Source organism: Alicyclobacillus suci, from assembly GCF_017329615.1.
Classification (GTDB): Bacteria; Bacillota; Bacilli; order Alicyclobacillales; family Alicyclobacillaceae; genus Alicyclobacillus; species Alicyclobacillus suci.
Window position 1 is genome coordinate 33,970 of record NZ_JAFMTW010000011.1, and the last position, 20,906, is coordinate 54,875.

Consider the following 20,906-nt stretch of genomic DNA (forward strand, 5'->3'; position numbering starts at 1 on the left):
TTCATGATGAACTTGAATCGCCGTTCGCGGGTTTTCGCGGGCGGCTTTTTTGCGACCAGCATGGGCGCAGGCGCCCAACTCCGGTCCGCCCTTTCTGTTGCCTCAAACGTCGCATTTTGCCTACATAAGAAAAAGAGCCAGGAAATTTCGATGTTTTTTCGTTCGACGGAAGGACTTTGACGTTGTGGGACGAACACATATATTTGTGGTGAGTTGTGGGGCAAAGTGGGGAATCTAGACGCGAGGGTGGAACACAAATGTTTATGGGGGAGTTCGAACATTCGCTTGACGCGAAGGGCCGGTTAACCGTACCGGTCAAATTTCGCGACGAACTCGGTGCCCAATTTGTGGTTACCCGTGGCCTGGATAAATGTTTGTTCGTATACCCCATGGAAGAGTGGCGGATATTAGAATCCAAGTTGAAGGCATTGCCGATGACGCGCGGAGACGCCCGCTCCTTTGTGCGGTTTTTTTTCTCTGGGGCCTCTGAATGCGAATTGGACAAACAAGGCCGTATTCTGTTGCCGCAAAAATTGCGAGACTACGCGGGATTGGACAAGGATTGCACGCTCATCGGCGTCTCCAACCGCGTGGAGATTTGGGATTCGAATATTTGGGCCGCATACGCGACGGAAGCAGAGACCTCGTTTGCGGATATCGCTGAAAACCTGGTCGATTTCTCGTTCTGACGCGATAAATAGGGAGAGTCAAACTTGGATTTTAATCACGAAACCGTTCTGTTAGAAGAGACCGTTGACGCGGTTAAACCACGCGCCGGAGGTTTGTATATTGATGCGACACTCGGTGGCGGCGGGCATACACAGCGCCTGCTCGAGCAAAGTGCGCCCACTGGTCAGGTGATGGCATTTGACCAGGACGAAACGGCGATTCGCAACGCTCATGAACGCTTTGCGGATATATTGAATCGGCTGACTATCGTCCACAGCAATTTTTGTGAGATGGCCGAACATGCGCGATTGCACGGGTTTGCGCAGGTCGATGGCATTGTTTTCGATCTCGGCGTGTCCTCTCCACAGTTTGATATTGCACAACGCGGTTTTAGTTATCGTCAAGAAGGGCCACTCGATATGCGGATGGACCGGCGACAGACGACGACCGCGGAAGATTTGGTCAACGAGATGGAGCAAGAGGAACTCGCGCGTATTTTTTTTCGCTATGGCGAAGAGAAGTATAGTCGGGCTATCGCACGAAGGATTGTTGAGGCACGAGCGCAATCTCGCATCACGTCGACAACGCAGTTGGCCGACATCATCAAAGCGGCAATTCCAGCCGCGGCTAGGCGGACGGGACCGCATCCGGCCCGCCGTGTGTTTCAAGCGATTCGTATCGCTGTCAACGATGAATTGTCTGTCCTCGAACAAGGGTTGGAGTCTGCTTTTTCCCTGCTCGCTCCGGGTGGTCGCTTAGCCGTGATCAGTTTTCACTCGTTGGAGGACAGAATTGTCAAACAAACCTTCAAAGATTTTGCCACTGGTTGTATTTGCCCACCGGAAATGCCGATTTGCACTTGTGGAAGAACGCCTGCCGGCAAACTTGTGACGCGCAAGCCAATCGAGCCGTCGCAGAGCGAGCAAACGAACAATCCGCGAGCGAGGTCAGCAAAACTTCGGGTGATTGAAAAGATATAGGTCCAGCGTGTCGAGCGTACGAGGATTGTCGATAAGGTGATGGGATGAAGAGTGGAGGTTGACACGATTATGGGACTGGCCCAAGAACAAATTGGGAATTCGCGGATTGACCAGGCAGTTCGTTCGCCGCAACGAGGGGAGCAGAATCAGCGTCAGCGAGAGGAACTGCGTCGGCGCGCGCGCCTTTTAAACCGACTTAGCCTTGGATTTTGCTGTGCTATTTGCTTTTTCGCAGTTTGGTTGGTCGCCGCGAAAGGTGCGTCCATTTACAGCATGAATTACGAAAATAGTCGACTTCAAGCACAGGTTGCTCAACAACAGGCCGATAATGCGAATTTGTCTTCACAGATTGCTGCAGATAAGAACCCTGCTAACATTCTTGCGAAGGCGAAGAAATTGGGTCTGCAGAAACCGACGAAAACAGTGACTATCCCGACTACTGAATCTGGGAAGTGATGAGTTTTGCCAACGTACAACTCCGGTTGGAAGTCGAATCGCAACCAGCCCAAACGTAAATCCAGCCGGAACAAAAAGCGAATGTGGGCGTTGCAGGGAAGCCTCGTCCTAGCGCTGTCCGTTGTGCTATGGCGGGTATACGATGTACAAAAAGTCTACGGAAAGCAGTTAAAGGGCGACGAAGCGAAGGCTGTCGACGCCAACACCACGCTTTTGGCGCAGCGAGGTTCGATTCTCGATGCACAAGGCAACTCCTTGGCGTTCGACGTGTCCGCATCTTATGTCGATATTGAGACAACGGATTTGAAAAAGTATTTGCCGGACGCTGCCTCTATCCTTGCGCCGATTCTTGGTTCTTCTGTCGATGATGTGACCAAATTGTTGTCGACTGATGCAGCTTGGGTGCGCTTGCCGCAACCTGTGTTGGCGTCGACCAAGAGTAAGCTGCAGGCGGCGTTTGCGAAACACGCGTGGGCGCCGAATGATAAAGCGACCAACTGGAGTGGTGAAATCACCTTTACTCCAACTGAAGAACGGAAGTATCCGTTTAAGGATTTCGCGGCGAATACACTAGGCTATGTCCAGGGTGGAACAGGCGAAGCGGGCGTAGAGTACGAGTACAACCAGGAGCTGGCGGGGCAGAATGGCTCGCTTAGCTATCAGCGCGACAGCGAGGGTTTTCCGCTTCCTGGAAGTGTGCATGTGACGAAACAAGCCAAGCCAGGGGACAGTGTACAGCTTACGTTGGACGAAAATATCCAGGGATTCGTCGAAAACGTCATGGACCAAATTGTTCAAAAATACCGGCCAGAAAATGCCGCGATTATTGTTACCAACCCGAATACTGGCGCCATTTTGGCGATGTCCAGCCGCCCCACCTACGACCCAAACGAGTACTGGAAGACGCCAGATGCGCTCTCGCAAAACTGGGCCGTCACGAGCACCTTCGAGCCAGGTTCCACGTTTAAGCCGTTCGTGTTGGCGGCAGCGTTGGCGACAGGCTCCGTCTCACTCTACCAGACCTATGAATCGGGTCAGACGACTATCGATGGAACGACTATTCACGATTGGAACTTATCGGGCTGGGGAACACTCACCTACCAGCAGGCGTTGGAGGAGTCGAGTAACGTCGGATTCGCCAAAATCGCGGAGGCGTTGGGTTGGAACAACATGAACAAGTATTTGAACTTGTTCGGTTTTACACAGCCCACCGGTGTCGACCTCCCCAACGAAGGGCGTTCGTTATTGTTCTCAGCGAGTAACCAGGGCCCTGTTCAGTTGGCCACCTCCGGCTTTGGCCAAGGAATCGCGGTGACGCCATTGCAGCAAATGGCGGCGATGGGGGTCATTGCGAATGGAGGCAAGCTGATGAAACCTTACGTCGCGAGTAAAATCATCTCGCCGGACGGCAAGACCATCAAGCAATTTGAGCCGACGGTCGTCCGTCAAAATTTCATTCCGCAGAGCGTCCTTGATGAAGTGAAGCAGACGATGGTGCTCGACGTGTCGGATCCAAAGCATGGTATCGATGCTGCGGCGAAAATAGCGGGGTACGAAGTGGCTGGCAAGACGGGGACCGCGCAAGTGGCTGACCCGAAAACAGGCCAGTACTACAGTGACCGTTTTATTACTTCGTTTATCGGTTTCGCACCGGCGAACGACCCAAAAGTCGAGGTCTATGTGACAGTCGACTATCCGAAGACGCCGGAAGCGTTGACGTGGGGTAGCTCCATTGCTGCGCCGTATGCGCGCACGATTATCAAAGATTGCTTGCAGTATTATCACGTGCCGCCAACGGGGGATGTCCAGTCGGCTTCAGAAGTCACGCCGTCGGGTGCTGGGAAAGTTTCGTATGTGGAGACGCCAAGTATTGTCGGGCTCTCGGAGCAGTCTGCACAAGCGAAATTGAAATCACTTGGCTTGACCGCCATGTTTGCCGGTGAGTCGGGTACGGTCACGAAACAGTGGCCGGCTGCAGGCGTCCAGGTGGCCAAGGGCAGTAAAATGTACGGATTATTGAGTACCAACACCGGGAACAAAGTCACTGTGCCGAACCTTATTGGATTGTCTCTTCGCGACGCGACCAATCTGCTCGCCGCGCTATCGCTCAATATCAAGCCGACGGGCTCGGGATTTGTCTCCTCGCAATCGATACCGGCAGGGTCGCAGATTGCGACAGGCACGATTGTTCCTGTCACGCTGAAGTCTTAAGTTGATGATGGTGCTATGGTTGCGATGGTAATTTTGAGAGTTGTTCAATAGACGTTCTTGAACCCGACTCGGCCGTGTGCCGGTCGGGTTCCGTCGTGGTCTGTCTCGCAGTCGTCTCACCTTCGCGCTTCTATAGGGGAAGTTGTCCGCATAGGATAATTGCGATGAACGAGCTTGGAGGCGAACGACGTGCGAGTGACTCGTGGAATGATGCGGCGCCGGTTGGTGTGGCTTCTGTTGCTATTGCTGTTGGCCATCGCGGCATTGGCTGGCAGACTTGTGTTTGTTCAGATTTTGCAGAATAAGTGGCTGTCCACTAAGGCGCAGAACCTGTGGCAACGGACGGTTCCGCTATCGGGCACACGCGGGAGCATTCTCGATAGCGCGGGCCAGCCGCTGACGTACACCGCGTCGGCGCCATCGGTGTTGGTCGTGCCTGCCCAGGTGAAGGACAAGGAGGGGACGGCGAGGAAGCTTGCGCCGATTCTCGGCATGTCGGAGGACAAGGTCCTCGCCACCTTGAAGAAGCATAGTTCGATAGAGTATTTGCGACCCGGTGGACGCAAAATCAGCGAGCAACAAGTTCAACAAATTCGCGATTTGAAACTGTCCGGTATCTACATTACCGAGGATGGTAAGCGCGCGTATCCATACGGTGACCTAGCGGCACAGGTGCTGGGTATCACGGGTTCGGAGAACCAGGGCCTCACCGGAATTGAGAAAGAGTACGATACTCAACTGACGGGTGGCAAGGGCGGCATTACGTTTTACGCCAAGGCGAACGGCGAACTGTTGCCGGGGCAAGGCGAGTCAGTGGAGCCTGCTACCGATGGCGACGACGTCAAATTGACGCTGAATCTGCAAATTCAGCAGTACGTGCAGCGAGAAATTGAACAAGCCGTCGCGGAGTACAATCCGGACAGCGTCACTGCGATTGTCGAGGACCCGCAAACTGGTGCGATTGAGGCGATGGCGAATTATCCTACGTTTCAACCCGCGGATTGGCAAGATTACCCGTCGTCCACCTATAATCGCAATCTCGCCATTTGGCAGACGTTTGAGCCGGGGTCGACGTTTAAGATTGTGACGTTATCTGCTGCGATGCAAGAGAATAAGGTCAATTTGAAGGACAGTTTTTATGATCCGGGTTATTACGAGGTCGCCGGTCACCGCATCCGTTGTTGGAAGGCTGGTGGCCATGGGTCAGAGACCTTCCTTAACGTCGTGGAAAACTCGTGTAACCCTGGCTTTATCGCCTTGGGCGAACGCCTAGGCAAAACGACCCTATTTTCGTACATTAAAAAGTTCGGATTTGGTCAGAAGACAGGCATTGACTTGCCTGGCGAGGGCAACGGTATCCTCTTTAAAGAGAGCAAGGTCGGTCCTTTGGAATTGGCGACAACTGCATTTGGACAGGGTGTCTCGGTTACGCCAATTCAACAGGTGATGGCGCTGGGCGCCGTGGCCAATGGTGGCAAGTTGATGAAGCCGTACGTCGTACAAGACGTGCAAGACCACGATACGGGTCAAATCGTTTCCGAGACGAAGCCGACGGTGGTGCGACAGGTGATTTCCAGCAACACGGCGGCGCAGGTGCGCAGCGCGTTGGAGAGTGTCGTGGCGCAGGGCAGTGGTGGCAAAGCGTTCAAACCTGGTCTGCGCATTGCCGGCAAGACAGGGACCGCGCAGGTCGCTAAGAACGGGCGTTACGAGTCAGGCCACTACATCGTCTCGTTTATTGGCATGGCACCGGCGAACAATCCAAAGTTGATTGCTTACATCGCCATTGACAATCCGCATCCGAAAAACGGCGTGGTATTTGGCGGCGTGATCGCGGCGCCAATTGTTGGGAACATCCTCGCAGATGGCTTGGAGGAACTCGGGGTCGAGCCGACGACGAATGGAATTCCGAAGAAGTACAAGTATGGCGATGCCATTCCTGTCGAAGTTCCGAATTTTGTGGGACTCAGCTTGAAAGACGCGAAGCAATTGGCGTTGCAAAATGCTTCCAACCTGCGTGTTCAAATTCAAGGAACCGGTAATACCGTGGTTGCACAGTCGCCGGCGGGGGGGAGCACGGTCGATGAGGGATTGACCATCCGCTTGATTTTAGGAGACGGCCCGGCACAGGCGTCGATTGACAAGAAGAAGCAAAACCAATAGAGTGGGCATGGACTTAAGGGGTTTTGTCACACAGGAGGGACGTTCATGCGGTTACGGGAATTGCTTCAACCGCTGATATCATACGAATTGCAAGGGAATCGAGACGTCGATGTCGTAGGCATCGAGGCGGACTCGCGGCGGGTCGAACCAGGATTTTTGTTCGTCGCGGTGCCTGGGTTTACGGTGGATGGTCATGATTTTGCTCAGCAGGCTGTAGACAAAGGCGCTGTCGCGCTCTTGGTCGAACGCTGGTTGCCAGGGCTCGACGTGCCGCAGGTCGTTGTGCCAAACACTTTATTCGCGTCGGCCATTCTGGCCGACGTATTGTATCGGCACCCTTCCCAGCACTTGCGCATGGTTGGGGTGACAGGGACCAACGGCAAAACGACAGTCACTCATCTTATCCGGCATATCTTCGAGTCTGCCGGGCGGCCGACAGGACTCTTGGGCACAGTCGGCGGAGTGATTGGGGACGAGACGTTTGCAGTTGCCAACACGACGCCGCACGCTGTCGAGGTGCACGGTTTTTTGCACAAGGTTTTGGAAAAGGGCTGCACGCACGGCGTCATGGAAGTGTCGTCGCACGCGCTGGTTGAAGGGCGCGTGGCCGGCGTTGACTATGATCTTGCGGTATTCACGAATCTATCACAAGATCACCTCGATTTTCACGGGACGATGGACGCGTACGCGCGGGCGAAGGCGCTGTTGTTTGCGAGACTTGGCAATACATACGGCGATACGCTGCACGAGAGTAAATACGCCATCGTCAATGTGGACGATGCATACGCGTCGATACTTACGGAAGCGACCGTGGCCCCGGTTTTGACGTACGGGTTGACTGCGGCTGCAAATGTGCGGGCGTCCAATCTCGTTCTGACACATGAGGGTGCGTCGATGACCGTTACGACGCCATCGGAGACATTTGCTGTCAAAACCGGACTCATCGGTCGATTCAACGTTTACAACACGCTTGCGGCCATCGCCGTTGCACGGGTTGAACAGATTCCCATATCCAGTATCCAAAGCGCCCTTGCGACGTATCCTGGTGTGCCAGGGCGGTGTGAGCGCGTGGACGAGGGGCAGTCGTTTGGTGTGTTTGTCGATTATGCACATACGCCGGATGGACTCGAGAACGTCCTACTGAGCATTCGCGAATTCGCAAAAGGGCGGGTCATCTGTGTCGTCGGCTGCGGCGGGGACAGGGACAAGACGAAACGGCCGCTGATGGCACAGACGGCGCTCAAGTTGAGTGATAGCGCCATTTTTACGAGCGATAATCCGCGGACTGAAGATCCGGAACGCATTCTCGACGACATGGAGACAGGTCTTCCCGAAGGCGCTGTGTATCGACGCTTGGTGGATAGGCGGGAGGCGATTCGCGCAGCGGTATTTGAGGCGCAGGCAAATGACGTCGTCGTCATCGCCGGAAAGGGCCACGAGGATTACCAAATCCTCGGTCGGACTAAAATTCACTTTGATGATCGGGAAGAGGCGCGGCAGGCGCTCCGCGCACGGTTGTCCGAGACATCGTTCTAGGAGGCACTCTGGTGGACTTACGAGCTTTGTTTTTTACGGCCATTGCGGCATTCGCCATTGCATTGTTGCTTGGCCCGATTTCAATTCCAATCCTTCATCGACTGAAATTTGGTCAATCGATTCGCGAGGAGGGCCCACAGCATCATAAGGCGAAGGCGGGCACGCCGACGATGGGTGGCGTCATCATTCTCTTGGCCGTGATTCTCACGACGCTAAAGTTTGCTTTTGACAGCCTCGACACGCTGATGCTTTTGTTGGCGACTGTCGGATTTGGTTTGATTGGCTTTGCGGATGACTTCATCAAAATCATCAAGAAGCGGAATCTCGGCCTCACAGCCAAGCAAAAGTTGCTGTTCCAAGGCATTGTCACGATTCTCTTGTTCATTTTGCTGTGGTACCAGCAAGGGGCTGACCACTCGTTTGGCGTGCATATCCCGTTTTCCAATTGGGTGGTTCCACTTGGTGTTTTTTACGTCCTGTTTTTGCTCATCGTGCTTGTCGGTACGACGAATGCCGTCAACTTGACAGATGGCCTCGATGGACTCCTGTCCGGTTGTGCCATTATGGTGTTTGCGGCATACGCGTTTTACGCATACTGGCATACCAACTACGATGCGGCGCTGTTTTGTGCGGCGATGGTCGGTGCGCTTGGCGGATTTCTCGCGTTTAACCGCCATCCGGCAAAAGTGTTTATGGGCGATACGGGTTCATTGGCGATTGGTGGCGGGTTGGCGATGGTCGCCGTGCTCACACACAGTGAACTGGCCTTAATTCTGTTTGGACTCGTGTTTGTCGTGGAGGCGCTGTCGGTGATGATTCAGGTCTTTTCGTACAAGACATTTGGCCGCCGCGTGTTTAAAATGAGTCCACTGCACCACCACTTTGAACTGGTCGGTTGGTCGGAGTGGGAAGTGGTGCTCGTCTTTTGGCTGGCCGCGTTTATCTGTGCATTTGGCACGCTGGCTCTGGTTTCTCGATAAAGAATCGTTTGTTATAGACATACCACATAAAGGATGAAGAACGATGCGTCTGGATATTACGGTTCGTGACCAATGGTTAACGCGCAAGGGGGAGGTTTTGGTGGTCGGCTACGCCAAAAGCGGGGCCGCCGCTGCGGAGTTGTTGACACGTCAGGGGTTTCGTGTGACGGTCAACGAACGCCTTGCCCGCCCGGATTCCGACGAAACCCTCGAACGCCTGGAACGCGCAGGCGTTCGTTTTGTATTTGGAGGACATCCACTGACACTTGCGGATAACTCGTGGCAGTTTGTCGTCAAAAACCCCGGCATCCCCTATCAAATGCCGCTGATTGCAGCTCTTCAAGAGCATCACATCCCGATTTTTACGGAGATTGAGATCGCCAGTTGGTTTGTGGCGTCGCCGTTTTACGCGATTACGGGATCGAACGGAAAGACGACCACCACCACGTTGGTCGGTGAGATGCTTGCGGCTTCCAAGATGCATCCAGCTGTCGCGGGAAATATCGGCACGGTGGTCTCTGGTCTGGTTGATGAGCTTCTCCCTGAGCAACCTGTTGTGCTGGAAGTGTCCAGTTTTCAGCTGCTTGGCACAGCGTGGTTCCATCCGCGGATTGCCGCCTTATTGAACTTCTTTCCGGCCCACCTGGACTATCATGGGACGTTTGAGGCGTACCAAGCGGCGAAATGGCGCATGTTTCAAAACATGGGTGCAGGCGATGTGGCTGTGCTGAATCGAGATCAGCCAGTGGTCGCCGATGGAGCTAAAAACCTGGCCGCACAGATTCATTGGTTTAGCACGGAACATGCAGACTTCGACCATGGTGCCACGGTCGTCGACGGTCATATCGCGTTAGTGAAGGATGGGTCTTTGCGCGCGCTATTGCCTGTCGCCGAGATGGCACTCAAGGGGCATCATAATTTGCAGAACTTGTTGGCGGCAGCGTGCGTGGCCCAGGCCGCGGGGGCGAGTGACGAAGCCATTGCGCATGTCGCCCGGACGTTCCAAGGTGTCGAGCACCGCTTGGAGTTGGTGCGCGTGCTGGATGGTATTCGCTTTTACAACGATTCGAAAGCGACGAATCCAGATGCCTGTAAGCAGGCGCTTCAGGCATTTGATAAAGATGTCATCTGGATTGCTGGTGGTTTAGATAGAGGCATTTCCTTCGAGCCGCTCGAGGACTATCTGCGCAATCGCGTCAAAGCCGCCATTCTGCTCGGCCAGACCAAACATTCACTCGCCGCGACGTGTCAATCGGCAGGGGTGCCAGATGTGACGCTTGTCGACTCGCTCGACGAGGCGGTGCGTGCGGCTCGAGCCCGCGCGAAAGCGGGGGATGTCGTGCTCTTGTCGCCAGCCTGTGCGAGCTGGGATATGTTTACCTCGTTTGAAGTCAGGGGAAGCATGTTCAAAGAAGCCGTGCATAGACTGTAAGAGGTTGTCCGAAGTGGCAGGGGCGCGCAAGCTTGCGGTGCTTGCGGCTTTGCGCACGAGTGTCGCGCCCGCTGCTTCGGACCTGAAGGTACGCATGAGGCGCCGCCTTGGTTGGTCGGTTCATGCGCTTGAGGAGGGGCATCTATCCGTGCTTCGATCCCGCACGTCTAGCACATCTCGAAATTCCGTTGACTTCGTGATTGTCGGTGTCATCATCATGCTCTTGTGCCTTGGCATCGTCATGGTCTACAGTGCGTCGAACGTGATTGCTGCCAACAAATTTGACGATCCCTTCTTTTATCCCAAACGTCAGCTCATCTGGGCCATTCTCGGCATTATCGCGATGTTCTGGTTCTCTCGCTACGATTATCACAACTTGCGCAAGCACGCGTCGAAAATCGCTATCGCCAGTTTCGCGATGCTGGTCCTGGTGCTGATTGTTGGTGTGAACCGGGGCGGATCGAAAGCGTGGCTCGGCATTGGGTCACTCGGCATTCAACCCTCGGAGTTCGCGAAACTCGGCTTGATTGTCTTTCTCGCGCATATGCTATGTGACGCGGGTGAGCGGATGCAGTCGTTTTGGCGTGGGTTCATCCCGCCGCTCGCGACAGCGGTTGCTGCCGTAGGCCTGATTATGCTGGAACCCGATTTGGGACAGAGTGTCGTCATCATGGGCACCACGCTCTTGATGATGTTTGCGGCAGGCACGCGGATGGCGCACCTCGGCGGCTTTTTCGGCGTCGGCCTCCTCGGCTTCGGTGGCCTCGTCGCGGCGGCACCGTACCGCATGCAGCGCGTGGTGGCGTTTCTCGACCCATGGAAGTATCCGAAGGACGAGGGCTATCAAATCATTCAATCGCTCTACGCACTCGGGTCGGGCGGCATCCTCGGCCTCGGCCTCGGCAACAGCCGTCAGAAGTTCATGTATCTGCCGGAGCCGCAAACGGATTTTATTTTTTCGATCATCGGCGAGGAACTTGGTTTTCTCGGCGGTCTCTCACTGCTCTTGCTGTTCGGCTTGCTCGTGTGGCGGGGTGTGCGGATTGCCATCTACGCGCCGGATGAGTTTGGGTCTTTACTTGGCGTGGGCATTACTGGCATGATTGCAGTGCAAGTGCTGATCAATATCGGGGTGGTCACTGGATCCATGCCGGCGACGGGCATCACGCTGCCGTTTATCAGCTACGGCGGATCATCGTTGACCCTGATTTTGTCCGGCGTGGGGATCTTGTTGAATATTTCGAAGCAAGCGGTATTTCCGCATCGGTGAGCTTCGTCATCCTCGGCAGAGGTGAGAATTGGATGAAAGTTGTATTTACAGGTGGAGGGACAGGCGGGCACATATATCCCGCCTTGTCCCTTTGGCGCTATATGCAGACGCAAGATGACGCCTTGTCGGCCTACTACATTGGAACCACGCAGGGGCTTGAGCAGTCGATTGTAAATAAGCTCGACATTCCCTTCGAAACGGTCGAAGCAGCAGGTCTCAAGCGGCAGATATCCTTTAGCGCGGTACGCACGCTGCTGAAGACGGCGCGCGGCTATTTTCAGGCGAAACGCCTCTTGAAGCGCTGGCGCCCAGACGTCGTCGTCGGCACCGGTGGATTCGTCACGCTGCCCGTGATCTTTGCGGCCCACGCGCTACATATCCCAAGTGTCGTCTGGGAGGGCAACGCGCGCCCGGGCCTCACGAACCAACTTTGTGCCACGCGCACGAGCGCCGTCGCGATTTCCTTTGCGGACAGTGCGCGATTTTTCGCCAAGGCCAAACGCGTGGAGTTGACGGGCAACCCGCGCGGGAGCGAAGTACTTCAGGTAGATTCGGCGGCTGTGCGCGCGGCGCGCGATGAGTACCGCATCCTGCGCGACCAGAAGGTGATTCTCATCTTCCTTGGTAGCCGGGGTTCGGAATCGGTCAATAAGGTGCTCGCGAACGTGTTACCGCGTTTCGCCGCGCATCCGGACTGGCGCGTGTTGTTCGTGACGGGCGACAAGCACTACGACCGAGTCGCTTCGAGCGTGTCTGAGTTGCCGCACAACGTGTCGCTTATCCCGTTTATCTACAACATGCCGAGCTTGCTTCCGCACGTAGATTTGCTCGTCAGCCGTGCGGGCAGCAGCACGCTGGCGGAGATTTCGTCCTTGGGCATCGCCTCTATCTTGATTCCGAGCCCATACGTGACGGCCAATCACCAAGAGGAGAACGCCAAACGACTCGTCGCCAAAGGAGCGGCGGCGCTTCTCCGCGAACAGGACTTGACGGAAGACACACTCTTTGCCGCCATCGAGCAACAGATGGACGCACAGGCCTTGCGCGCGATGAAGGACGCGGCGCGCCAATTTGGCACGCCAGACGCGGTGGAGCGATTGTACCGTCTGGTGCTGGACGTGACGCGGTAGGACGGCGCGATTGGGCGTGGGGCGAGGCGGGCTGGGGCGGGACCGGTTAAGGCCGGAAACTTACCTTCGCGAGTTATCGGGCTGATGACCTTGGCCCCATCCGGGGGCCCGACCCCAACAAGCGCGGCCTACTCGGTCTCGGTCCTACCCCGCCCGGCCGTCGCCCTATATGTCTTCAGCCGTCGACGTATCCAGGATTCACCTCGCAAAAATCCCTTTCATTCTCAGGTAAATCCGCTACAATAAGAGACAGCCGTGCACGGGGCAAGCTGACCGTGCTCATTTTGTGTGTGCGTCTGTACATACGGGAACCTGCGCGCGTGCTTGTGCGAACGAGCAGGCGGCTAGGCGGGTTTCTATCGGTTCACCGGGCGCGTGGAATTGTGCGAGCCGCACAGTTTGGCTGTGCCCGCATATGATGCCATGCGGAACCTGGGCGTTAGGCGTGTGGTGAATATCAATAATGGAGGTTCGCGCATGGTCTCTGAAACGTTGTTGCCCATCTTCTCGGCGTATGGGGTGAAAGATGTCCGCCTCAACGAGCCGATGGCGAATCATACGACCTGGCGAATCGGTGGTCCAGCCGATGTGCTGGTGGTGCCGACGACCGAGGGTGAACTGCAAGGTGCTGTGCGAGCGGCGAAGGAGCTGGAGATGCCGGTGACTGTGGTCGGTCGGGGATCGAATGCGTTAGTGCTGGATGGTGGAATCCGCGGTGTCGTCGTGAAGTTGCATGATGGGTTTGGTCAGATTGACGTCGAAGGGACGTCGATTGTCGCGATGGCTGGCCGCTCTTACGTCTCCGCCGCGAATATCGCTGTTCGGCATGGTCTGGAAGGATTGGAATTCGCGACAGGCATTCCGGGCACCGTAGGCGGTGCAGTCATGATGAATGCCGGCGCATATGGCAGGGAGACACGCGAGGTGCTCGCCTGGGCGGATGTCATGGATTTGAATGGCGACATCCGACGGTACAGCAACGCCGACCTCATGTTTGGCTATCGCTATAGCATCTTGAAAGATCATCCTGGGATTGTGGTGCGCGCGCGATTTGATTTAGTTGAGGGAGAGCGCGATGTGCTCATGGCCAAGGTCAAAGAGTGGTCGGCGCGCCGGGTGGAATCGCAACCGTTGTCGTGGCCGAACTGTGGGTCTGTCTTCCGCAATCCGGAGGGAGAGCATGCCGGTCACTTGATTGAGACGGCGGGCCTCAAGGGTCTTCGGCGCGGGGGCGCTCAGATCAGCGAAAAGCACGCCAATTTCATCATTAATTGCGGCGGCGCGAAAGCAGAGGATGTGCTTTGGCTTATCCGCCACGCCCAGACAACGATCCGCGATCAGTTTGGGATCGATTTGGAAACTGAGGTCCGCGTGTTAGGGGAACCGGCCTCAGGGAGGTGACGGGTGTGGAATTGTTGCGGATTGAAGGTGGCATGCCGATTTCTGGCGAGACACGTGTGTACGGGGCAAAGAATGCGGCTTTGCCGATTCTAGCGGCGACTGTCATGGTGGCAGGGACCAGCGTCATTGAGGACGTTCCGGATTTAGAGGATGTTCGCGTGATGCTGCAGATTCTTGAACAGCTGGGCGCCCGCGTGCGCTGGCAAGGTGTGACGAGTGTTGAAGTGGACGCGTCGTCCATCCACAGTACCAACGTGCCGGCAGATTTGATGCAGCGGATGCGTTCGTCGATTTTTCTGATGGGACCGCTGTTAGCGCGTTTTGGCGATGTAACCCTGTCGAAGCCTGGCGGCTGTGTCATTGGACAGCGCCCCATCGATTTTCATCTGCGCGGCATGCGGCAACTTGGGGCGAAGATTGACGAACAGCACGGTTATATTCGTTGTTCGGCTCGTAGATTGATTGGCTCGTCTATCACACTCGATTTTCCGAGTGTCGGTGCGACCGAGAACCTGATGATGGCAGCGTCTCTCGCCGATGGTGTGACGGTCATTGAAAATGCTGCGCGCGAGCCCGAAGTGGAGGATTTAGCTCAGTTTTTGCAGGCGACGGGCGCGTCGATTGAGGGTGCCGGTACGGATACCGTCATCGTTCACGGCTGCTCACACCTGCATGGCACGGAGTATCGGATTATTCCTGACCGGATTGTGACAGGAACGCTTATGCTGGCGGCCGCGGCGACGCGCGGAGAACTAACGGTGCATGGTGCAAGGGTAGACCATCTTGGCGCCGTCCTTCAAAAACTGCGGGATACTGGTGTCCGGGTGCAGGTCGACCGTGATATAATTACGGTCAAATGTGACGAAACACCGTCGGCAGTAGATTTTCGCACGGCGCCCTTTCCCGGGTTTCCGACTGATTTACAGGCGCCGTTTATGGCACTGCTGACGACGGCTAAGGGCACGAGTGTGATTCACGAAAGTGTGTTTGAGGCTCGGTTTAAGCATGTTGACGAGTTACAGCGAATGGGTGCTGACGTAAACGTAGATCTGCGGACGGCCGTTGTGCGCGGCGTTCCGATGTTATCTGGTGCCCGCGTGACGGCCAGTGATTTGCGCGGCGGCGCTGCACTGCTTGTGGCAGGATTGATGGCTGACGGCACGACCGAGGTTGATGGTGTGAAGCACATTGACCGCGGTTACCAAGCGATTGAAGCGCACTTAAGCCGGCTTGGGGCCCGTATTGAACGCGTCACGGTGTGATGAACGAGCGCTCCCGGCGCCAGCTGAGTGGGCGCCGGGGCGCTTACCCGTTCGCATCTGTCGTCGAGCGTCTTATTTCATAGTTGGAACCACCTTGATTTAAGGAAGTGAAGTCATGCCGCAAGCGGCCATGTCGCCAGCGGATATCCAGCGACGAAAAGCCCGCAATCGGAAAATTGTCATCGGCTTCTTCGCCTTTATCGGCGTCGTCGTCGTGCTGGAGTCACCACTTGCCCGCGTTCGGTCGTTTCGTGTGTCAGGAAACACGACGATTCCAGCGCAGCGTATTATCGCGGACAGTGGACTGCATAAAGGCCAGAGCCTATGGCAGGTGAATCGTGGAAATGTCGCCCATCACGTCACTTCGAAGGAACCGATGGTTCAGTCGGTTGCGGTTTCGACGGACTGGGTAAAAGGTTCTATCGACCTCACCATACGCGAGCGGCAGGTCGTCGCCGTTTATGAGACGTCGGGAAAATTTTATCAGCTATTGAACAATGGAGTGGTATACCAGGAAGCGGCACCGAAGGACGGCTTGCCGTATCCGCTCGTCACTGCTTCACAGAACCATGTGAAGTTGGGACAAGCAGTTAGCCCAGAGGTCAGCGCAGTGTGCAAGCAATTGGCGAAGGTCGATTCGGGCGCTTTAGCGGACGTGTCAGAGTTCCACGTGAACGGAGATGGCACCGTGTCGCTCTATCTCGACAACCAATTCGTCGTGACTTGTGATACGAAGGGACTCGTTGGAAGCTTCAACGCCATGCATTCTGCCGTGCAGTATTTCATTGAAAAAGGGTACAAGCCTGGAAATATCGACTTGAGTGGGGCACCGCCTTACCTTTATACACCTTTTTCCAATACGAGCGCCGGGGCAAACGAGAAAGGGGCACAATGATCTTGAACACGCGGACAAAATTGACGCTATCGCTCACGGCCGTCTCCGTCGTGCTTGGACTCATGGTGTCGCTCGGCTACCGGCAGACAGAACTCTCTGCTCGGCTTGGTTCACTCACAGGGAGTCTCGCGGTCAACAAGCAATTGACGCAGAAACTCAGTAGTCTCCAAGCTGCGAATCAAGACGCTGAGCAGCAGTTGGCGTCTGTCACTGCCAGTCTGAACAAGTACGAGGCACAGTCGGCGGGTTCCAGCGATGAGCTCAAGCAATTGCAGACCAAAATTCAGGATGAACGCATTTTGGCAGGGACGACCCCGGTGCATGGACCTGGTGTGGTTGTGACGTTAAACGATGCAGGGACGACCGGCATCGATATTGCGTCGGGTATCACGCACGACTGGAACGTGCGCAGTGTCGTCAACGAGTTGTTCACAGCTGGCGCTGAGGCGGTGACCATCAACGGCGTGCGCGTCATCGCGACGTCGGCGGTCAATTGTCAGGGACCGACGGTCACGGTAAACGGACGGCAGTTGGCGGCGCCGTTCGAGGTCGACGCGATTGGTGATCCGACGACGTTGAAGAAGGCCCTCATGTTGTCTGGAGGTATTCTGGATGCGCTCCGTCAGCAGGGGTTGCAAGTGTCGACCCCGCAGGCCAAGTCGGACATTCAAATGCCTGCGTACACCAGTCCGCTGCGAGCTGATGCAGGAAAGTGAGTGAGTGCGTATGCAGCGCAGGAGTTTAATTTTAGGGGTGTCCGCCATCACTACCGCCCTGGGCTTTATGCTGACGGTGCAGATTACTTCGCGTCCCTCCTACAGCAGCAGTCCTACAAGTTATATCGACTTGCGGACGCAGGTGGACGAGCTGGCGCAGGAACATCAAATTCTCGAGAATGACATCTCGAAGGCGAGGGTTCAGCTCGACGAATATCAAGCGGCCAAAAACAGCGGTTCCTTGCAAAAGGTACTTTTGAACGACCAGAAGACAGTCGAGCAACAGGCAGGCATTGCACCTGTGAGTGGTGCGGGCATCACCATTGAGATGGCGTACGATCCGTCTCTTCCCACGGTTCCTGAAGATCAGGCTGCGTTCCCTGGCCTGCAAGACCAGATGCTCGCCGAAGTGGTGAATACGTTGTTTGGCAGCGGCGCGACAGCCGTCAGTATCAATGGTCAGCGACTGGTGACCACGTCGTCTATCCGCCTTGTGTCCGGCCTCGCTGGCATTACCGGCGTCAATGTCAACAAGACGCCGATTACTATGCCGTATGAGATATCAGCGGTCGGCAATGTACAGACGATGGAGGCGGGGCTGACGGTCGAACAGTTGAAGGACGCGTTCAATATGTGTGGCGTCTCATTTGATGTCACAGCCCATACGGGCGCGCACGGCGTTCAGGTGCCAGGTTATAGCGGCGTGTTGCCTGGACAGTGGGCAAAGGAGGGGAACGGTTGATGTTCTGGTTACCGGTCGTCGGTTTGGTGGTCGGCGTCGCCTTGGGGCTCGTCACCAATATTACTGTTCCGGTCGCGTTGTCCAGTTACTTGTCAATTGCGATTTTAGCCGCTCTCGACACAGTACTTGGAGGAATCCGCGCGAGTCTGGAGAAGTCATTTGACGGAGCCGTTTTTTTAACCGGCTTCTTTACGAACACGTTGGTTGCAGCGTTACTTGCCTACATTGGCAATCAGTTGGGTGTTGACTTGTATCTCGCTGCTGTTGTGGCTTTTGGCGTACGCCTATTCAATAATATTGCGTCGATTCGCCGCGGAGTTTTCCTGCTTCTTCGGCAACGCAAGTTGAACCGGGAGAACGCTGCTGGTCGAGCACAGTTGTGAATTATTTTGAGGATTGAAGAGGAATGTCGAAAAACGTGTGGAAATAGATAGAGAATCGCAGTCTTCGGCGCTCTAGGGAGGTGCCACTCGGTTGGCCAAAGAAGATTACATCGTCAGTCTCGACATCGGCACTTCGAAAATTCGAGCCATCATCGGGGAGCCCACAGGTTCAAGCATCAACGTCATCGGAGTTGGTTCCGCCTCCGGTGAAGGCTTGCGCCATGGGTCCATTGTCGATATAGATTTGACCGTTGAATCCATTCGTGAAGCCATTGACCATGCGGAACGCATGGTGGGGATTCACATCTCGTCTGCTTACGTAGGTATCTCGGGAAACCACATTCAGCTGCACAGCAGTCACGGCGTGGTCGCGGTGTCCTCTGCGGATAGGGAAATTTCGGATGAAGACATCGAACGCGTGTTACAGCAGGCGCGCGTCGTTGCACTGCCGCCAGAGCGCGAAGTCATCGACGTCGTTGCGAAAGAGTTCGTCGTCGACGGTTTGCGCGGCATTATGGACCCACGGGGAATGCTCGGTGTTCGCTTGGAAGTAGAGGCTTATCTCATTACGGGCAGTCGTACGGCAATTCACAATGTCGTGCGCTGTGTCGAACGCGCAGGACTGGAAGTCGCCAATTTGGTACTGATGCCGTTGGCAGCCAGTCATATCGCATTGTCGAATGATGAGCGAAAGCTCGGTGTCGCACTCGTCGATATTGGCGCAGGTGCCACAACTGTCACGATTTTTTCCAATGGTGTCCTCATGGGGACGAGTATCATTCCAATGGGCGGTGACTACGTGACGCACGACATCGCCATTGGGTTGCGCACGAGCACCACGTCTGCTGAGCAGGTGAAACTGCGACACGCGTGTGCAGTCGTTGCCCAGGCGTCTGAAAATGAGACGTTTCAAGTTCCGAGGATGGGCAGTAACAAGGACACGGAATACACGCAATACGACCTAGCGACGATTGTTGAACCTCGAATGCAGGAGATATTTGCACTCGTGCAAAAAGAGGTAGAGAAGATGGGTTATGCGGATGACTTACCTGCGGGGTATGTCCTGCACGGTGGCGTCATGTCGACGCCTGGGGCGGCTGAACTCGCCAGCGAGGAGCTGCAGGCGCCGGTTCGCATCGCGATACCAGAATTTCTGGGCGTGCGAGATCCATCGTTTGTAAATGGTGTCGGCACGATTGCGTACGCAGCCCGAACAGGTCTGCGGCCGACTCCGATGGATCAGTCAGCACCGGTTCGTCAGATGAAGTCGTCGGGTGGTATGTTTACGCGGATTAAGGATTGGTTGCGCGACTTTGTATAATGCTGAGAGGTTCGCAGCTCGTCGGCGTGTCCAAGGCGAGATGTATGGTGGCTCGCGGAAAACCTCTCGTCCCCTGACCGCGAGAGAGGCAGGGATAGGCGTGGAGCGATATATGTTGAGGAGGAGCAGTCATGCTGGAATTTGATTTTGAATCGGATTCCCTGGCGCATATTAAAGTGATTGGCGTCGGCGGCGGTGGGTGTAACGCGGTCAACCGCATGATTGAATCCGGCGTCAAAGGCGTCGAATTTATAGTCGTCAACACGGATGCCCAGGCATTGAAATTATCGAAGGCGGAAACGCGGCTTCAGATTGGCGAAAAGCTAACTCGCGGTCTGGGAGCTGGCGCGAATCCGGAAATCGGCAAGAAGGCGGCAGAGGAAAGCCGCGAAATGCTCGCAAATGCACTGAATGGTGCAGATATGGTGTTTGTCACGGCCGGCATGGGCGGCGGTACCGGCACAGGGGCGGCGCCAGTCATCGCTGAAATCTCGAAAGAAATTGGTGCGTTGACCGTTGGTGTTGTGACCAAGCCGTTCCGCTTTGAGCAACGTCGGCGGATGGTACAGGCAGAAATGGGCGTTTCTGCTTTGAAAGAAAAGGTAGATACGCTGATTGTCATCCCGAATGATCGACTGCTCGAAATCGTCGACCGCAACACGCCGGTTCTCGAAGCGTTCCGCGAAGCGGACAACGTCTTGCGCCAAGGTGTGTCGGGTATCTCTGAACTGATTGCCACGCCAGCGCTCATCAACGTGGACTTCGCCGACGTCAAGGCGATTATGACGGAGCGCGGTTCGGCGTTGATGGGGATTGGTATCGCTTCTGGCGAGAACCGTGCTGCGGAGGCTGCGAAAAAGGCGATTTCGTCACCACTTCTGGAGACTTCTATCGATGGTGCGCGAGGCGTCTTGATGCACGTTGCTGGTGGTACCAACCTCAGTCTTTGGGAGGTTAACGAGGCGGCGGATATCGTGTCGACGACGGCGGATGCGGAAGTCAACATGATTTTTGGTGCTGCGATTGATCCAGATCTCGAAGATGAGATTGTTGTGACCGTCATTGCAACTGGTTTTGAAGGAAATCAGTCGAATCATGAAACGGCGCCAGAGCACGCTACGCGTAGCACGGTTCAGCGGCACAGCACGATTCACGATGCGCCGCCGTCGGTTCCGAATACCGGTAACGCATGGGATGTGCCAGCGTTCATGCGGCGCCGCGATGGGAATAAGTTTGGTCGCGATAGGTAAGTGTAAGTCTAGAAATGTGTAAAAACGTTTATTTGTAAGGTCATGAGGCTGTTCTTGCGCATCGAGGGATGTCTGCAGGAGCAGCCTTTTGTCGTCTATGCCATCGCGC

At 55.5% G+C, this 20,906-nt stretch carries 18 protein-coding genes; all 18 read left to right on the forward strand.

What is annotated here, in order from left to right:
- The first annotated feature begins 257 nt into the window (after positions 1-257).
- The 18 genes from mraZ (at position 258) to ftsZ (ending at position 20,797) form a co-directional block, all read left to right on the forward strand.
- A complete protein-coding gene (gene mraZ, locus J3482_RS07900) occupies positions 258-689 on the forward strand; it encodes a division/cell wall cluster transcriptional repressor MraZ (protein ID WP_146821988.1) in 432 nt (143 codons plus the stop codon).
- A gap of 24 nt (positions 690-713) precedes the next feature.
- The gene (gene rsmH, locus J3482_RS07905; RefSeq protein ID WP_146821989.1) at positions 714-1,649 is read left to right on the forward strand and encodes a 16S rRNA (cytosine(1402)-N(4))-methyltransferase RsmH; all 936 of its coding nucleotides are present in this window, start codon (positions 714-716) and stop codon (positions 1,647-1,649) included.
- 69 nt (positions 1,650-1,718) lie between these two features.
- Positions 1,719-2,105: a septum formation initiator family protein gene (locus J3482_RS07910; protein WP_206916429.1), complete on the forward strand. Its 387-nt coding sequence runs from the start codon at positions 1,719-1,721 to the stop codon at positions 2,103-2,105.
- 6 nt (positions 2,106-2,111) lie between these two features.
- The gene (locus J3482_RS07915) at positions 2,112-4,316 is read left to right on the forward strand and encodes a peptidoglycan D,D-transpeptidase FtsI family protein (RefSeq protein WP_236018019.1); all 2,205 of its coding nucleotides are present in this window, start codon (positions 2,112-2,114) and stop codon (positions 4,314-4,316) included.
- A gap of 189 nt (positions 4,317-4,505) precedes the next feature.
- Positions 4,506-6,479, forward strand: a complete 1,974-nt coding sequence (locus J3482_RS07920) for a stage V sporulation protein D (RefSeq protein ID WP_438938610.1) — start codon at positions 4,506-4,508, stop codon at positions 6,477-6,479.
- Between the two features lie 45 nt (positions 6,480-6,524).
- The gene (locus J3482_RS07925) at positions 6,525-8,015 is read left to right on the forward strand and encodes a UDP-N-acetylmuramoyl-L-alanyl-D-glutamate--2,6-diaminopimelate ligase (RefSeq protein ID WP_206922249.1); all 1,491 of its coding nucleotides are present in this window, start codon (positions 6,525-6,527) and stop codon (positions 8,013-8,015) included.
- A gap of 11 nt (positions 8,016-8,026) precedes the next feature.
- Entirely contained in the window at positions 8,027-8,995 is a 969-nt protein-coding gene (gene mraY, locus J3482_RS07930) for a phospho-N-acetylmuramoyl-pentapeptide-transferase (protein WP_146821992.1), read from the forward strand.
- 43 nt (positions 8,996-9,038) lie between these two features.
- Positions 9,039-10,427 carry a UDP-N-acetylmuramoyl-L-alanine--D-glutamate ligase gene (gene murD, locus J3482_RS07935; RefSeq protein WP_146821993.1) on the forward strand — a complete coding sequence of 463 codons (1,389 nt, stop codon included), beginning with the start codon at positions 9,039-9,041 and terminating at the stop codon, positions 10,425-10,427.
- A gap of 148 nt (positions 10,428-10,575) precedes the next feature.
- Positions 10,576-11,697: a stage V sporulation protein E gene (spoVE, locus tag J3482_RS07940; protein ID WP_223204052.1), complete on the forward strand. Its 1,122-nt coding sequence runs from the start codon at positions 10,576-10,578 to the stop codon at positions 11,695-11,697.
- A 32-nt stretch (positions 11,698-11,729) separates the two neighbouring features.
- Complete coding sequence (gene murG / locus J3482_RS07945; protein ID WP_206922250.1) at positions 11,730-12,827, forward strand: undecaprenyldiphospho-muramoylpentapeptide beta-N-acetylglucosaminyltransferase; 1,098 nt, start codon at positions 11,730-11,732, stop codon at positions 12,825-12,827.
- Between the two features lie 477 nt (positions 12,828-13,304).
- Entirely contained in the window at positions 13,305-14,228 is a 924-nt protein-coding gene (gene murB, locus J3482_RS07950; RefSeq protein WP_146821995.1) for a UDP-N-acetylmuramate dehydrogenase, read from the forward strand.
- A gap of 5 nt (positions 14,229-14,233) precedes the next feature.
- Positions 14,234-15,490: a UDP-N-acetylglucosamine 1-carboxyvinyltransferase gene (gene murA, locus J3482_RS07955; RefSeq protein WP_146821996.1), complete on the forward strand. Its 1,257-nt coding sequence runs from the start codon at positions 14,234-14,236 to the stop codon at positions 15,488-15,490.
- A gap of 115 nt (positions 15,491-15,605) precedes the next feature.
- Positions 15,606-16,385 (forward strand): cell division protein FtsQ/DivIB, encoded by a 780-nt coding sequence (locus J3482_RS07960; RefSeq protein ID WP_146821997.1) that lies wholly within the window; start codon positions 15,606-15,608, stop codon positions 16,383-16,385.
- 2 nt (positions 16,386-16,387) lie between these two features.
- Positions 16,388-17,101: a DUF881 domain-containing protein gene (locus tag J3482_RS07965; RefSeq protein WP_146821998.1), complete on the forward strand. Its 714-nt coding sequence runs from the start codon at positions 16,388-16,390 to the stop codon at positions 17,099-17,101.
- A 10-nt stretch (positions 17,102-17,111) separates the two neighbouring features.
- Positions 17,112-17,843, forward strand: a complete 732-nt coding sequence (locus J3482_RS07970) for a DUF881 domain-containing protein (protein WP_223204044.1) — start codon at positions 17,112-17,114, stop codon at positions 17,841-17,843.
- On the forward strand, positions 17,843-18,226 hold the full coding sequence (locus J3482_RS07975) for a small basic family protein (RefSeq protein WP_146822072.1): 384 nt from the start codon (positions 17,843-17,845) through the stop codon (positions 18,224-18,226). Before J3482_RS07970 ends, J3482_RS07975 begins: the two co-directional genes overlap by 1 nt.
- 91 nt (positions 18,227-18,317) lie before the next feature.
- Positions 18,318-19,547 (forward strand): cell division protein FtsA, encoded by a 1,230-nt coding sequence (ftsA, locus tag J3482_RS07980; protein WP_146821999.1) that lies wholly within the window; start codon positions 18,318-18,320, stop codon positions 19,545-19,547.
- Between the two features lie 131 nt (positions 19,548-19,678).
- A complete protein-coding gene (gene ftsZ, locus J3482_RS07985; RefSeq protein ID WP_146822000.1) occupies positions 19,679-20,797 on the forward strand; it encodes a cell division protein FtsZ in 1,119 nt (372 codons plus the stop codon).
- The last annotated feature ends 109 nt before the right edge of the window (positions 20,798-20,906 follow it).